Genomic DNA, 14,265 nt, shown 5'->3' on the forward strand with positions numbered 1-14,265 from the left:
CGTCGTGAGTCGTTCCAAAGTGTCGTTATGAGCCCCGAAAAGGCCCCCATAACGACAATTTGCCACAACTCACGCCAGGGGAGTGGAGTGGGGTGAGGTGCCCACGCGAGGGGGTGGGTACTCACGCGAGGGGTGGGGTACTCGCGGCCCGGGGTGGGTACTCGCACCTGGGTGCAAGCACTCGTGCGAGGGAGGGTGCTCGCGCGAGGCGCGACAGCGGGAGTTCTCCACAGGGCCGCGGCCCGCGACCGTCGTGAGTCGTTCCAAAGTGTCGTTATGAGCCCCGAAAAGGCCCCCATAACGACAATTTGCCACAACTCACGGCACGCGGGCGCGGGCACGCCGGCGCCCGCGCAGCGCGGGCACCTAGCGGCGCGTGAGCGTCCCGGGCGCGAGATGTGAGAGCACCTCGCCCCAGGCGGGCACGATGACCATGTGCCCGACCCCCGGAACCATCTCGACCCGGGCATCCGGAAGGGCGCGCCGGTACCAGGTCGCGTGTGCGTTACCGGCCAGCGCATCCCCTTGCCCGTTGACGATCAGCGTCTTCGCGGCCACGTCGGCGAAGTCGAAACCCCACGGCCGGGTGGTGTAGCTCAGGATGTCGGCCGCGACCCCGCCGGGGCCCTGCCGATAGGCGTCGCGGAGCATCCGCCCGAGCCTGTCCCGCGCGCCCGGACGCCGGAGCGCTTCGCGGTCGACCTCCGACGCGCCGAGCAGGTCGAGCGGCACCTCGTCGTCTTGATCGGCGGCGGCCACCGCCTGTGCCTGCGGTTCGAGCATCTCGGTGAGCTGACCCTGCGCCTCGTCGGGCGGAAGGGCGCCGAGTTTCTCGGACAGTTGCGTCAGCCGGGGCTCGATCCACGGAACCGCCTCGTCGGGGGCCGGGGTCGCGACGATGGCAACCCGCTCCGTCAGCTCCGGATGCCGGGCCGCGAAGGCCAGAGCGACCCGCCCACCGGCCGACCAGCCGACGATGCCCACCGAGCGTGGCCGGCCGACGCCGAGTTCCGTCTCGTCGCGGCTGATCGCCCGCAGGTATTCGGCGATGTCGTCGGCATACCTCGGGATGCTCGGCCAGGTGCCGGGCGCAAGAGGCTCGCTCGCGCCGTAGCCGGGCCGGTCGATCGCGACGATGTGCACGTCGCGGGTGGATGAGACGGTCGGATCGGGGTCGAACATCGACGACCCGGGAGCCGGATGGCAGAACACCACGATGCGTTCCGCCGCAGGGTTGCCTGTGGCGGTCACGCCGATGGCGCGGCCCGAGGCGAGTGTGAACATCAGATTGGCCATGCCGCCATTGTGCCCCTGTGCGGTGACATCGCACAGAAGTTGTCCACAAGCCGAACCGCCTCGGACCGGATGACGGTGGTCGGCCATACAGTGGACCCGGATCGAGGAGGTCGCGTGGCGAAAGCTCAGCTCAACTACCGCTGCACCGAGTGCGGCTGGACGACCGCCAAATGGGCGGGACGCTGCAGGGAGTGCCAGGCGTGGGGAACGGTCGCTGAGGCCATTGCTCCGACGGGCGTGCTGCGCGCGCTCAAGCCGGTCTCCATCGGGGCCGACCGTGCCGCCCGGGCGATCACCGACATCCAGACCGACTCCGTCCGTCATTGGCCCAGCGGCATCGCCGAGTTCGACCGGGTGCTGGGCGGCGGAATCGTCCCCGGCGCCGCCATCCTGCTGAGCGGCGAGCCGGGCGTCGGCAAGTCGACCCTGCTGCTGGAGGTCGCATCGCGCGCCGCCCGCCGCGACTCACGGGTGCTCTACGTCAGCGCCGAGGAGTCGGTGAGCCAGGTCCGGATGCGCGCCGAACGCACCGGCGCCATGCACGATCAGCTCTTCCTCGCCTCCGAGACCGACCTGGCCACCATCGTCGGCCAGATCGACGCCGTCGACCCGCAGCTCGTGATCGTCGACTCGGTGCAGACCGTCTCCAGCTCCAACGGCGAGGGCCTCGCCGGCGGCCCCAGTCAGGTGCGCGAAGTGGCGAGCACGCTCATCCGGGTGGCCAAAGACCGCAATCTCCCCGTGGTCCTCGTCGGCCATGTGACCAAAGACGGCTCGATCGCCGGCCCCCGGCTCCTCGAGCATCTCGTCGACGTGGTCTGCCAGTTCGAAGGCGATCGCCAGACGGCGCTCCGCTTCGTGCGAGCGCTCAAAAACCGCTTCGGCCCCACGGATGAGGTGGGCTGCTTCGAGATGACCGGCGACGGCATCGCCGAGGTCGCGGACCCGAGCGGTCTCTTCCTCAGCCGCAACACCACGCCCGTGTCCGGCACCTGTGTCACGGTGGCGATGGAGGGACGCCGGCCGCTCCCGGTCGAGGTGCAGGCGCTCGTCGTCAGCACCACTGCGCCCAATCCCAGACGCGTCACCAACGGCGTCGACTCCTCGCGCGTCGCGATGCTCCTCGCCGTGCTGGAACGTCGCGCCGGCATCCGGCTCGGCGACAAAGACGTGTACGTCTCCACGGTCGGCGGAATCCGGCTCACGGAGCCTGCCGCCGACCTCGCGATCGCTCTCGCCATCGCCTCCGCGGCCAACGAGAAGCCGATCCCGCACACGCTGGCGGCGTTCGGCGAGATCAGTCTCGCCGGTGAGATCCGCCCCGTCACCAGCGGCAAACAGCGCGTCGCGGAGGCCGCCCGCCTCGGCTTCGCCACCCGCGTCGACGCCGGCAGTCAGAGCATCCGGGAGGCGCTCCGCGTGGCGTTCACAGTCGGCGCGACCGTTCGCGAGAAGGAGCTCGACGCCGCGTTCTGACCGGCTGGCCGGCTGGCCGGCGCACCGGCGGGCCGGCGGAACAGTCAGTTCAGCACGAACTGCTTGGTCTTGTCCGAGGCGATCCCCGCGACCGAGATCTGCAGATGGTACGACGCGCCCGCCGCCGGGACGGCAGTGCGCTGAGCCGAGCAGGTCGCCGGATCGGAGCGCGTGCGGTCCCAGGTGATCGGAACCTGCGACGAGATGGTCTTGCCCGGCTTGAGGAGCACCTGGGCGTCGAGTTTCTCCGTCTGACAGTCGCTCGACTTCCAGTAGACCTCGGACCCACTGGTGATCGTGAACACCTGCTGCGACGTTCCCGCATTGATCTTGCAGGCGGTCGCGCCGTGGTTGGTGATCGACACAGAGAGCTTCGGCTTCTGACCGGCCGCGTAGTTCGTCGCGTCCGTGATCGCCTGAACAGTCACATCCGCGGCTTTGCAGGGCTGACCGCTCGCGGTGGTCGCCGAGGTCGGGATGCTCGTGCTGTCCGGCGTCGACGTCGAAGGCGTCTTCGTGGATTCGCTCACCGGGGCCCCGCTCGACGAGCCGGGACGCACCACGATGAGGATGATGACGACGATCACGGCCAGCACGCCGAGAACGACGAGCAGCCGGCGTCGCCAATACACTTTGCTCGGCTGTGGGCCGACCGGATGCTTGAACGTCGACATGCCTGCAGGATAGTCGCGGCCGGGCGCATTACCGCGGCAACGCGCTACAGGTGTTTCAACATGCGGGTGTTTCCGAGCGTATTCGGCTTCACCCGCGCCAGATCGAGGAACTCGGCGACACCCTCATCGTGCGAGCGCACGAGTTCGGCATAGACCGCGGGGTCGACCGTCTCGTCACCCATGTCCACGAAACCGTTGCGCTCGAAGAACCCCACCTCGAACGTGAGACAGAACAGGCGGCTGAGTCCGAGCTCCCGCGCGTCGTCTTCGAGACGCCCGAGCAGCGCGTGCCCGATGCCCTTCCCCAGCCAGTCGTCGGAGACGGCCAGGGTACGCACCTCGGCGAGGTCGCTCCACATGACGTGGAGCGCGCCGCACCCGATGAGCTCGCCGTCGTCGGTCTCGGCCACCCGGAACTCCTGGAGAGACTCGTAGAAGACCACCGCATCCTTGCCGAGCAGGATCCGTCGCTGCACGAGCGGCTCCACCAGCTCCCGGATGCGCGCCACATCGCTGGTGCGGGCGCGGCGGATGCGGAAAGCTGTGCTCACGGGACTCACCGCTCCAGCCTACTGACCGCGCGGGCTCCAAGCAGACGAAAGCGGGGCCGCCCCGAAGGGCGACCCCGCTACTCGTATGCTCGCGACGACTCGTTACTCGCCCGAGGCGGCCAGGTCGGGCGTGACCGGACCGGTGCCGATGGCGGCGGTGGAGTTGATCCCCGCGCCGACCGGCTCCTTGCGCGACTCGGTGGTGAACACGAACTCGCCGTCCTTGAAGTCGACGTGCACGTGGTCGCCGGCGTTGAGCTCGCCGTGCAGGATCCGCTCGCTCAGCCGGTCCTCGATCTCGTGCTGCACCGCGCGACGCAGGGGGCGGGCACCGAGTGTCGGGTCGAACCCGACGTCGATGAGGCGCTCCTTGGCCGGCAGGGCCAGCTCGATGGTCATGTCGCGGTCGAGCAGACGGGCCGACAGTCGCTTGATGAACAGGTCGACGATCTGCAGCAGCTCGGTCTTGTCGAGCTGCGGGAACACGATGATCTCGTCGACACGGTTCAGGAACTCGGGCTTGAAGTTCTTCTTCAGCTCCTCGTACACCTTGCCGCGCATCCGGTCGTACCCGGTCTGCGTGTCACCCTCGATCTGGAACCCGACGGGACCGCCGGAGATGTCCTTCGTTCCGAGGTTGGTGGTCATGATGATCACGGTGTTCTTGAAGTCGACCACGCGGCCCTGGCCATCCGTCAGACGTCCCTCCTCCAGAATCTGGAGCAGCGAGTTGAAGATGTCGGGGTGCGCCTTTTCGATCTCGTCGAACAGCACCACGCTGAACGGCTTGCGGCGCACCTTCTCGGTGAGCTGGCCGCCCTCTTCGAAGCCGACGAACCCGGGAGGGGCGCCGAACAGCCGAGACACGGTGTGCTTCTCGCCGTACTCGCTCATGTCGAGCGAGATCATGGCCGACTCGTCGTCGAACAGGAACTCCGCGAGCGCCTTGGCCAGCTCGGTCTTGCCGACACCGGTGGGGCCGGCGAAGATGAACGAGCCGGAGGGACGCTTCGGGTCCTTCAGACCGGCACGCGTGCGACGGATCGTCTTGGACAGGGCCGAGATGGCCTCCTCCTGACCGATCACGCGCTGGTGCAGAGCCTTCTCCATGAAGACGAGTCGAGCCGACTCCTCCTCGGTGAGCTTGAAGACCGGGATGCCCGTGGCCTGCGCCAGCACCTCGGCGATGAGCCCCTCATCCACTTCGGCCGTGGTCTTCACGTCGCCCGAACGCCACTGCTTCTCGAGGCGCAGACGCTCGCCGAGGAGATTCTTCTCCTCATCGCGCAGCGACGCGGCCTTCTCGAAGTCCTGGTCTTCGATCGCGGCTTCCTTCTGCGAACGCACGCCGGCGATCTTGTCGTCGAACTCGCGCAGCTCCGGCGGGGCCGACAGGATCGAGAGCCGCAGGCGGGCGCCGGCCTCGTCGATCAGGTCGATGGCCTTGTCGGGCAGGAAGCGGTCTTGGATGTAGCGGTCGGCGAGGTTGGCCGCCGAGACGATCGCCCCGTCGGTGATCGACACCTTGTGGTGCGCCTCGTAGCGGTCGCGCAGTCCCTTGAGGATGTTGATCGTGTGGGGCAGCGACGGCTCGTTCACCTGGATGGGCTGGAAGCGGCGCTCGAGCGCGGCATCCTTCTCGAAGTGCTTGCGGTACTCGTCGAGCGTGGTGGCGCCGATGGTCTGCAGCTCACCGCGGGCGAGCAGCGGCTTCAGGATGCTCGCAGCGTCGATCGCACCTTCGGCGGCGCCCGCACCCACCAGGGTGTGGATCTCGTCGATGAACGTGATGATGTCGCCGCGGGTGCGGATCTCCTTGGTGACCTTCTTCAGGCGCTCCTCGAAGTCGCCGCGGTAGCGGGAACCGGCGATGAGCGAGCCGAGGTCGAGCGTGTAGAGCTGCTTGTCCTTCAGCGTCTCGGGGACGTCGCCACGCACGATCGCCTGGGCGAGGCCCTCGACGACAGCGGTCTTGCCGACGCCGGGCTCACCGATCAGCACGGGGTTGTTCTTGGAGCGGCGAGACAGGATCTGCATGACCCGCTCGATCTCCTTCTCGCGCCCGATCACGGGGTCGAGCTTGTTGTCGCGCGCGGCCTGCGTGAGGTTGCGACCGAACTGGTCGAGGATCTGGCTGCCTGCCTGCGCGGTCGCCTGATCGTTGCCGCCGACCTGCACCTGCTCCTTGCCCTGGTATCCGCTGAGGAGCTGGATGACCTGCTGGCGAACGCGGTTGAGGTCTGCGCCGAGCTTCACCAGGACCTGGGCTGCGACGCCCTCGCCCTCGCGGATCAGGCCGAGCAGGATGTGCTCGGTGCCGATGTAGTTGTGGCCGAGCTGCAGGGCCTCGCGAAGCGAGAGCTCCAGCACCTTCTTGGCGCGCGGGGTGAAGGGGATGTGGCCGGTCGGCTGCTGCTGACCCTGACCGATGATGTCTTGCACCTGCTCGCGCACGGCATCCAGCGAGATACCGAGCGACTCGAGCGCTTTGGCCGCGACACCCTCCCCCTCGTGGATCAGCCCGAGCAGGATGTGCTCGGTGCCGATGTAGTTGTGGTTGAGCATCTTGGCTTCTTCTTGGGCCAAGACGACGACGCGGCGGGCTCTGTCGGTGAATCTCTCGAACATGTCTACTCCTCCGGTGCCGTTGCAGGGTTGGCATCGATACAAAGAGAGTAACCATCGTTGCCCGCCGATACTGCCCCTGTTCGCCGTGGGCGTGACGCGATCAGCGGATGCGGAGGTTCAGCCTCGCAGAGCGGGCAGCGTGAGCGTGGAGTCGGGCAGCGCGACGGTGACGTCGGAGGTGATCGTGACGCTGCTGGGCGTGGCGAACACGGTGGTGTGCGGAGCGTAATCGCGCGTGCACACCCCTCCGGGCGCCGGGGCGAGCGTGGCGCGCAACTGGTTGCCGGCCACGACCGACACCGACGCGACCCTGGGCGGGCAGCTGGAGCTGCCGTACAGGGTGATGGCGAACTGGTTGCCGTTCTGCATCCAGACCGCGTATGCCGCGCCTCCGGCACTGCTGGCCGGTGCCTCCACGCCTTTCGGCTCACCCGAGTACTCGTCGATCGGCTTGCTCGATGAGGTCGAGCATCCGGCGAGCGCGAGCGCCACGAGTACCAGCCCGGCGGCGGCGAAGGGGAGACGGGAGCGACCCGCTGGGCGGACGGCGGCGGCGGGAGTCAGGTGCACGACCCCATTCTAGAAAGGCACGGCGCGCACGGGCTGGGTGCGTCTTAGGATTCTCGTGTGAGCAACCTGGAGCGCGATCCTGTCGAGCTGGTGGCCGACGGCGGCGCGGTGACGACGACCGAGAGCGTGGAGATACTGGAGCCTCGCGACGTGCCCCTCGGCGGTCCGCGCGCGATGAACGTGCGACGCACGCTCCCGCAGCGCAAGCGCTCGCTCATCGGCGGCTGGTGCTTCATCGACCATTACGGTCCCGACGACGTGTCGGCGAGCGGCGGGATGCGCGTCCCACCGCATCCGCACACCGGCCTGCAGACCGTGAGCTGGCTCTTCGAGGGCGAGATCGAGCACCGCGACAGTGTCGGAACGCACGAGCTGGTTCGCCCGGGCGAGCTCAACCTCATGACGGCGGGACGCGGGATCAGTCACTCGGAGGTGTCGACGCCGAACACGACGAGGCTGCACGGCGTGCAGCTGTGGGTGGCGCTTCCTGCGGCATCCCGTGGCGTCGCACCGTTCTTCGAGCATCACGTACCGGTGGCCACGCGGCTCGGCGACGCCGAAGTGCGCACGTTCGTCGGCGCTCTCGCCGGCAGCGGCACGGCCGCCTCCGTGTTCAGCCCGCTGGTCGGGGCGCAGCTGACCGTTCCGGCGGGCACGACGGTGACGGTCCCGCTCGATCCGTCGTTCGAGCACGGCGTCCTGGTCGACGCCGGCGAGGTCAGCGTCGCCGGGTCCCCGGTTCCCGTCTCCCACCTGGCGTACCTGTGTCCCGGCCGCACGTCGGCCGAGCTGACGGTGGGCGGCACGGATGCCCGGCTGATCCTGCTCGGCGGAGAACCGCTCGGCGAGCAGATCGTCATGTGGTGGAACTTTATCGGCCGCAGCCACGAGGACGTCGTGCAGTTCCGGGCCGAGTGGCAGACGGATGTGATCGACGGCGAGGACCCTTCCGGCCGCTTCGGCGAGGTGGCGGGCTACGACGGCTCGCCGCTTCCCGCGCCCGAGCTCCCGACCGTGCGGTTGAAGCCGCGCGGCTGAGGCCTCCTCCACAGCGACGGTCACGCACGATCTCTCCCCAGATCCGAAGCACCCGCCCCGCGACGGGGTTACCTTCGTCACACTGGATTCATCAATTTGCATGCACGAGGTGGCAATGTGCATGCACACCGTTTAGGCTTGAATCCATGGGAGTAACAGTGCAAGTCAGAGATCTCGACCCCGCCGTCAACGAAAGACTGAAAGCCGCCGCTCTGTCGAAGCGGCTCTCATACTCGGAGTACCTGAGGCGCGAACTCACCCGCATCGCGGAGCGGCTGCGCATCGAAGAGCAGTGGTCGGTACTGACGCAGCAACGCGAAGCCCGGGTCGACGCGCTTCGTGCCGAGGAGCGCGAGCCGTTCGAACCTCTGGACATCGCCAGCGACACCATCGTCCGCTGGGTCCGCGAGGGGCGGGACGACCGGTGATCGCCGCCGTCATCGACTGCAGCGCGCTCGTCGAGCTGCTGAGCAACGGGGGCGCGCGGGCGACCGGATGGGAGGGACCACTCGAAGACTGCATGCTCGCCGCGCCTCAGCTCATCGAGCCCGAGCTGATCAACGCCGCACGGCGCCTCGTCGCGCACGACAACGGCTACGAGAAGAGTGCTGAGCGATTGCTCTACGAGTACCGCCAGGTGCAGTTGACGAAGTTCACCCACGAGAACCTCTCGGAGTTCGCCTGGCGCGTGAGGGACAACATCACCCCCTACGACGCCATGTACGTCGGACTGGCGCGAGAGTTCGAGATCCCCCTGATCACCTCCGACAAGCGTCTCGCTGCCGCCGCGGCGAAGTGGTGCGAGGTGCGCCTCCTCGACGATGTCGTGCAGGGCCGGCGCTTCTCCTACGCGCCGACGGAGTACTGAGGCGTCGACGGATTACTGAAGCGCCGAAGTCAACCGTGCGAGGTTGTCGAGAACAGTCGATCGCAGTGGCTGCTTGAGCCACTCGTCGAGCGTGAGCTCGCGGCTCTCCCGGCGGTAACCGTCTTCCACCTTGCGCATCTCCTCGACGAAGGAGCGACCGCGCACCATCAGCGAGACCTCCATGTTGAGCTGGAACGAGCGCATGTCCATGTTGCTCGAACCGATGACGGCCACGTCGTCGTCGATGGTGAAGTGCTTGGCGTGAAGGATGTACGGCTTCTTGTACATCCAGATGCGAACGCCGGCACGCAGCAGCGCCTCGTAGTACGAACGCTGGGCGTGGTAGACGACTGCCTGGTCCCCGATCTCGGAGACGAACAGATCGACCTCGATGCCGCGCTGCACTGCTGTGGTGATGGCCATGAGCATCGACTCGTCGGGCACGAAGTACGGGGAGGTGATCACGATGCGCTCTTGCGCGTAATAGAGCAGCGCCAGAAAGAGGCGCAGGTTGTTCTCACCCCGGAACCCCGGGCCGCTCGGCACCACCTGCGCGTCGAGCGCATCCGTGGTCAGCTCCGTGCTGATCGGCTCGGTCTCGCGGCGCAGGAGCTCGTCTGTCTCGCTGTACCAGTCGGTGATGAAGATCGCGTTCAGACCGGCGACGATCGGACCCTCGACCCGCACGACCAGCTCTTTCCACTTGAGGCCGCGCCGGATGTTCGACTTCTTGTTGTAGCTGCGGTCGATCACGTTCTGAGAGCCCATGAACCCGACAGCACCGTCGACGACCAGGAGTTTGCGGTGATTGCGCAGATCGGGCCGCTGATACCTGCCCCGGAACGGCTGCACCGGGAGCATCAGTTGCCAGTGCGCGCCCATCGCGGTGAGTCGCTTGATTGTGCGCTTGTAGTCGCGCGTGCGATACGACGCGACGTGGTCGAGCAGCACCCGTACCACCACGCCTCGCAGAACGGCCGCCTCGAGCGCGTCGAAGAACGGCTTGGTCGTCTGGTCGCACGACAGGATGTAGAACTCGACGTGCACGTAGCGCCGAGCCTTGTCGATCTCCGCCGTCATCGCACTGAGCGACGCGTTGTAGTCGCCGTTGAGGGTGGCCGTGTTCCCGCCGACGAGCGGCATGGCGCCGAGGTTGCGATTCAGCTGCACCACCGACTCCAGCCAGGGCGGCCACGGATGATCGCGGCTGACGCGCTCCATTCCCTCGGTGCTGTCGATGATGAAGCGGTTGATCTCCTCCTGCTTGTCACGGCGCCGCTTCGGCAGCTTGTAGCTTCCGATCAGCAGGAAGAAGAGCACACCGATGTACGGGAGCAGGAAGATCGCGAGAAGCCAGGCCGTCGCCGACGTCGGCTTGCGGTTGCGCGGCACCACGATCACCGCGATCACACGGATGACGAAGTCGACGAGCAGAAGCAGGCCGATGATGAGCGATGAGAGGAGAGCAGCGTCCATCGGCGCAGTCCCCTCTGTCGATCGGTGGAGCACGCCGAACGCGCACCCGTCATCGCTACCGTAGCGAAGTCAGCCTGCGAAACGGCGCAACTAGGGCTTGTGCGGCAGGCCGCGGCGAGCGCGCTCTTCGGCCTCCATGCGAGCGTAGACCTTACGCTCGGTCCGGTCGGCGCGCACGATCGAGCGCATGATCATCCAGAACAGCAACCCGACGAGAACGGTCGGTGCGAGTGACCACACGATTCCAGCGACGACGTCATTCATAACCCGATAATGGTAACGCCCCCAGCTGTGAACGGAGTTCCTCACGCCACCCATCACCACCTTCCTGACGACCTGGCGGTTCGACCCTGTCGCCTTCGTTGCGATCCTCGTCGCCGGGGGCGCCTATCTCACCGCCGTCCTCGCGCTCCGTCGTCGCGGACACCGCTGGCCGCTCCGCCCGACCATCCTCTACTTCGTCTTCGGAATCGGCTCGTACGCGTGGGTCTCGTTCGGCTTCCTGGGCGTGTACAGCTCCGAGCTGCGGTGGGCGTTCACCACCCGCATCGCCCTGCTCCTGTTCGCCATTCCCGGTCTGATGAGTCTCGGCAGACCCATCGCGCTCGCCCGGACCGTCCTGACCGGCCTGCCCCGGCGCGTGGCCGACTCCGTGCTCGCGTCGCGCCTGGTCCGGCTCTTCGGGAACGCCATCTTCGCGCCGCTCTTCGCCTGCGCCGTGTTCCTCGTGTTCCTGACCCCGGCGGCAGTCCTGCGCGACAGTCCCTGGTCGGAATGGACGATCACCGTTCTCGCGCCCCTCGCGGGCCTGCTGATGGTGCTTCCGATCGCGGCTCACACGGTCATCCGCACCGGCTTCTTCATCACCGTCGAGTTCCTGCTCGCATTCGTGGAGATGGTTCTCGACGCGATTCCCGGACTGCTGCTGCGCCTCAACGACGGAGTGGTCGACCACGCACCCGCGATCCTCGGCCGTCTGCCCGGCTGGTTCCCGAACGCGCTGCACGACCAGCACCTCTCCGGCGACCTGCTCTGGTTCATCGCCGAGATCGTCGACGTCCCCGTGCTCATCATCCTGTTCGTGCGATGGTCGCGGAGCGACCGCCGCGAGAGCAGAAGAATGGACGAGCTCACCGACGAGCAGATGGAAGAGCTGACGCAGGCGCACCTGAACGCGCGAGGGTGACGACGCGACGCTGAACGCGCGACGCCGACCTCCGCGACGCCGACCTACTTGACGAGCGGGAAGAGAATCGTCTCGCGGATGCCCAGGCCGGTCAGCGCCATCAGCAGGCGGTCGATGCCCATGCCCATGCCGCCCGACGGCGGCATGCCGAACTCGAGCGCGCGCAGGAACTCCTCGTCGAGGCGCATGGCCTCGCCGTCGCCCGCCGCGGCGAGCTTCGCCTGCTCGACGAAGCGCTCACGCTGCACCACCGGGTCGACCAGCTCGGAGTAGCCCGTCGCCAGCTCGAAGCCGCGCACGTACAGGTCCCACTTCTCCACGACGCCCTCACGCGAGCGGTGGGCGCGGACCAGGGGGCTGGTGTCCACCGGGAAGTCCATCACGAACGTCGGGCGCGCCAGCGTGCCCTTCACGAAGTGCTCCCACAGCTCCTCGACGTACTTGCCGGGCAGGGGATGCTCGATCTCGATCCCCTCCACAGCCGCGATCTCGCGCAGTCTCTCCACAGGTGTGGCCGGAGTGATCGGTTCGCCCACCGCATCCGACAGGCTGTCGTACATGCGGATCCGATCCCACTCGCCACCCAGGTCGTAATCGGTGCCGTCGGCCCAGGTCACCACGTGCGAGCCCGAGATGGCGTGCGCGGCGTTCTGGATGAGGGTCTGAGTGAGATCGGCGATCGAGTTGTAGTCGCCGTACGCCTGGTAGGCCTCGAGCATCGCGAACTCGGGCGAATGCGTCGAGTCCGCGCCCTCGTTACGGAAGTTGCGGTTGATCTCGAACACGCGGTCGATGCCGCCGACCACCGCGCGCTTGAGGTACAGCTCGGGGGCGATGCGGAGGTACAGCTCAGTGTCGAAGGCGTTGGAGTGGGTGACGAACGGGCGCGCCGACGCTCCGCCGTGCATCACCTGGAGCATGGGCGTCTCGACTTCGAGGAAGTCGCGCTCGGTGAACGTCTGGCGGAGGCTCGCCACGGCCTTGGAGCGATTGATCACGTTCGTGCGCGCCTGCTCACGCGCGATGAGGTCGAGGTAGCGGTTGCGGACGCGGGTCTCTTCGCTGAGCTCGTTGTGCAGGTTCGGAAGCGGAAGAACCGCCTTCGAGGCGATCTCCCACACGGCGACCATGACGGAGAGCTCGCCGCGGCGGCTGGAGACGACCTCTCCGGAGACGAACAGGTGGTCTCCGAGGTCGACGAGCTCTTTCCACGTCACGAGGGACTCCTCGCCCACCACGGCCTGCGACACCATGACCTGGATGCGCGTCCCGTCGCCCGCCTGCAGCACGGCGAAGCACAGCTTGCCCGTGTTGCGGAGGAACACGACACGTCCGGCGACGCCGACGACCTCGCCGGACGTCTCGTCCGCCTGGAGGTGGCCCCACTTCTCGCGCACGGCGGGGATGGTGGTGGTGATCGGAACCGCGACCGGGTATGCACCCCCGCCGGCGTCGGCCGCCTCGGCGATCAGACGCTCGCGCTTGGCCAGGCGAACCGCCTTCTGCTCGCTGATCTCGTCGTCAGTGAGTTCCGGCTCGGTGGTCGGGGCGTCGGTCATGAGTGCCTTTTCGGGTCAGGGGATGCTGATGCGTTCGTTGTCGATGAGTCTGGTGGTGCCGAGGCGGGCGGCGACGAGCACGACGGCAGGGCCATGGTACCCGGCGTCGACGGCCAGGAACGTGTCCGGATCGACCACCACGAGATAGTCCAGCTTAACCGCTGGCTCGGCGTCGATACGCGCCTGCGCTGCCGCCAGCACGGCATCCGCACCACCCCCGGCGGCCGCCACGGCGGCCTCCAGCGCACTCGACAGGGCGACGGCGGCCACGCGTTGTCCGGCGTCGAGGTAGCGGTTGCGGCTCGAGAGCGCCAGACCGTCGGACTCGCGTACGGTGTCGACCACTGCGATCGTGACGGGCAGGTTCAGGTCGCTCACCATCCGGCCGACCAGGTGCACCTGCTGCGCATCCTTCTGCCCGAACACGGCGACGTCCGGGCCGACGATGTTGAGGAGCTTCGCGACGACGGTGAGCATACCGTCGAAATGACCAGGGCGGACGGCGCCCTCGTAGAGCGCGGCGACGGGGCCGGCGGTCACGCGGGTCTCCGTCGGTCCCGTCGGGTACATCTCCTCGACGCTCGGCGCGAACACCACGTCGGCGATGCCGTCGAGAGACGCCACATCGGCGTCGCGGGTGCGCGGGTAGCGGTCGAAGTCCTCCCCCGGACCGAACTGCAGCGGGTTGACGAAGATCGACACCACGACGATGCCGCCGAGATCCCGGGCCTGGCGGACGAGCCGGAGATGTCCGTCGTGCAGAGCACCCAGCGTCGGCACGAACACCACACGCGAGGCGGGTGCGTCCGAGCTCCCCTCGCGTCCGGCGATCTCGCGAGCCGACGCGATGGTTCGGCGCAGCTCGGCGATGGTGGTGACGACCTCAGGCATCTGCTCCCCTAGAACCGCCGCGCCCCAGCGGGGCGCTCATGAAGACGGCCGG

14 protein-coding genes are annotated in these 14,265 nt (G+C 67.6%); 5 read left to right on the forward strand and 9 right to left on the reverse strand.

Features of this window, described 5'->3' with window-relative positions; genetic code table 11:
• Positions 1–366 precede the first annotated feature (366 nt).
• The gene (locus ACFVV5_RS12165) at positions 367–1,296 is read right to left on the reverse strand and encodes an alpha/beta fold hydrolase (protein ID WP_387243990.1); all 930 of its coding nucleotides are present in this window, start codon (positions 1,294–1,296) and stop codon (positions 367–369) included.
• A gap of 114 nt (positions 1,297–1,410) precedes the next feature.
• On the opposite strand from ACFVV5_RS12165, the gene radA reads away from it, so the two are divergent.
• Complete coding sequence (gene radA / locus ACFVV5_RS12170) at positions 1,411–2,772, forward strand: DNA repair protein RadA (protein ID WP_387243993.1); 1,362 nt, start codon at positions 1,411–1,413, stop codon at positions 2,770–2,772.
• A 44-nt stretch (positions 2,773–2,816) separates the two neighbouring features.
• On the opposite strand, the gene ACFVV5_RS12175 is transcribed toward radA, so the two are convergent.
• The 4 genes from ACFVV5_RS12175 to ACFVV5_RS12190 form a co-directional block, all read right to left on the reverse strand.
• The gene (locus ACFVV5_RS12175; RefSeq protein WP_387243996.1) at positions 2,817–3,446 is read right to left on the reverse strand and encodes a hypothetical protein; all 630 of its coding nucleotides are present in this window, start codon (positions 3,444–3,446) and stop codon (positions 2,817–2,819) included.
• A gap of 44 nt (positions 3,447–3,490) precedes the next feature.
• A complete protein-coding gene (locus tag ACFVV5_RS12180; RefSeq protein WP_387243999.1) occupies positions 3,491–3,997 on the reverse strand; it encodes an amino-acid N-acetyltransferase in 507 nt (168 codons plus the stop codon).
• 102 nt (positions 3,998–4,099) lie between these two features.
• Positions 4,100–6,625: an ATP-dependent Clp protease ATP-binding subunit gene (locus ACFVV5_RS12185; protein WP_387244002.1), complete on the reverse strand. Its 2,526-nt coding sequence runs from the start codon at positions 6,623–6,625 to the stop codon at positions 4,100–4,102.
• A 117-nt stretch (positions 6,626–6,742) separates the two neighbouring features.
• Entirely contained in the window at positions 6,743–7,195 is a 453-nt protein-coding gene (locus ACFVV5_RS12190; protein WP_387244005.1) for a hypothetical protein, read from the reverse strand.
• A gap of 57 nt (positions 7,196–7,252) precedes the next feature.
• Between ACFVV5_RS12190 and ACFVV5_RS12195 the strand changes: the two genes are divergently transcribed.
• The 3 genes from ACFVV5_RS12195 (at position 7,253) to ACFVV5_RS12205 (ending at position 9,101) form a co-directional block, all read left to right on the forward strand.
• Positions 7,253–8,233 carry a pirin family protein gene (locus tag ACFVV5_RS12195; RefSeq protein WP_387244008.1) on the forward strand — a complete coding sequence of 327 codons (981 nt, stop codon included), beginning with the start codon at positions 7,253–7,255 and terminating at the stop codon, positions 8,231–8,233.
• A gap of 158 nt (positions 8,234–8,391) precedes the next feature.
• Positions 8,392–8,661: a hypothetical protein gene (locus tag ACFVV5_RS12200; RefSeq protein ID WP_387244011.1), complete on the forward strand. Its 270-nt coding sequence runs from the start codon at positions 8,392–8,394 to the stop codon at positions 8,659–8,661.
• A complete protein-coding gene (locus ACFVV5_RS12205; protein ID WP_387244014.1) occupies positions 8,658–9,101 on the forward strand; it encodes a type II toxin-antitoxin system VapC family toxin in 444 nt (147 codons plus the stop codon). Before ACFVV5_RS12200 ends, ACFVV5_RS12205 begins: the two co-directional genes overlap by 4 nt.
• A gap of 12 nt (positions 9,102–9,113) precedes the next feature.
• Here the strand turns inward: ACFVV5_RS12205 and cls are convergent, their stop codons facing one another.
• Complete coding sequence (gene cls / locus ACFVV5_RS12210) at positions 9,114–10,577, reverse strand: cardiolipin synthase (protein WP_387244017.1); 1,464 nt, start codon at positions 10,575–10,577, stop codon at positions 9,114–9,116.
• A 90-nt stretch (positions 10,578–10,667) separates the two neighbouring features.
• Positions 10,668–10,841 carry a hypothetical protein gene (locus ACFVV5_RS12215; RefSeq protein ID WP_387244020.1) on the reverse strand — a complete coding sequence of 58 codons (174 nt, stop codon included), beginning with the start codon at positions 10,839–10,841 and terminating at the stop codon, positions 10,668–10,670.
• A 103-nt stretch (positions 10,842–10,944) separates the two neighbouring features.
• Between ACFVV5_RS12215 and ACFVV5_RS12220 the strand changes: the two genes are divergently transcribed.
• A complete protein-coding gene (locus ACFVV5_RS12220) occupies positions 10,945–11,763 on the forward strand; it encodes a cytochrome c oxidase assembly protein (protein ID WP_387244161.1) in 819 nt (272 codons plus the stop codon).
• A 44-nt stretch (positions 11,764–11,807) separates the two neighbouring features.
• Here the strand turns inward: ACFVV5_RS12220 and lysS are convergent, their stop codons facing one another.
• Positions 11,808–13,322 carry a lysine--tRNA ligase gene (lysS, locus tag ACFVV5_RS12225; RefSeq protein ID WP_387244023.1) on the reverse strand — a complete coding sequence of 505 codons (1,515 nt, stop codon included), beginning with the start codon at positions 13,320–13,322 and terminating at the stop codon, positions 11,808–11,810.
• Between the two features lie 15 nt (positions 13,323–13,337).
• Positions 13,338–14,213, reverse strand: coding sequence for a pantoate--beta-alanine ligase (panC, locus tag ACFVV5_RS12230; protein WP_387244026.1), 876 nt, complete (start codon positions 14,211–14,213; stop codon positions 13,338–13,340).
• Between the last annotated feature and the right edge of the window lie 52 nt (positions 14,214–14,265).

The sequence above is a fragment of the Leifsonia sp. NPDC058248 genome, assembly GCF_042881905.1.
Lineage (GTDB): Bacteria > Actinomycetota > Actinomycetes > Actinomycetales > Microbacteriaceae > Leifsonia.

What these genes read in the sequence shown, in the direction of transcription:
- ACFVV5_RS12165 (WP_387243990.1), bottom strand. Translation starts at nt 1,296, where the DNA reads ATGGCCAATCTGATGTTCACACTCGCCTCGGGCCGCGCCATCGGCGTG.
- ACFVV5_RS12175 (WP_387243996.1), bottom strand. Translation starts at nt 3,446, where the DNA reads ATGTCGACGTTCAAGCATCCGGTCGGCCCACAGCCGAGCAAAGTGTAT.
- ACFVV5_RS12185 (WP_387244002.1), bottom strand. Translation starts at nt 6,625, where the DNA reads ATGTTCGAGAGATTCACCGACAGAGCCCGCCGCGTCGTCGTCTTGGCC.
- cls (WP_387244017.1), bottom strand. Translation starts at nt 10,577, where the DNA reads ATGGACGCTGCTCTCCTCTCATCGCTCATCATCGGCCTGCTTCTGCTC.
- ACFVV5_RS12215 (WP_387244020.1), bottom strand. Translation starts at nt 10,841, where the DNA reads ATGAATGACGTCGTCGCTGGAATCGTGTGGTCACTCGCACCGACCGTT.
- lysS (WP_387244023.1), bottom strand. Translation starts at nt 13,322, where the DNA reads ATGACCGACGCCCCGACCACCGAGCCGGAACTCACTGACGACGAGATC.
- panC (WP_387244026.1), bottom strand. Translation starts at nt 14,213, where the DNA reads ATGCCTGAGGTCGTCACCACCATCGCCGAGCTGCGCCGAACCATCGCG.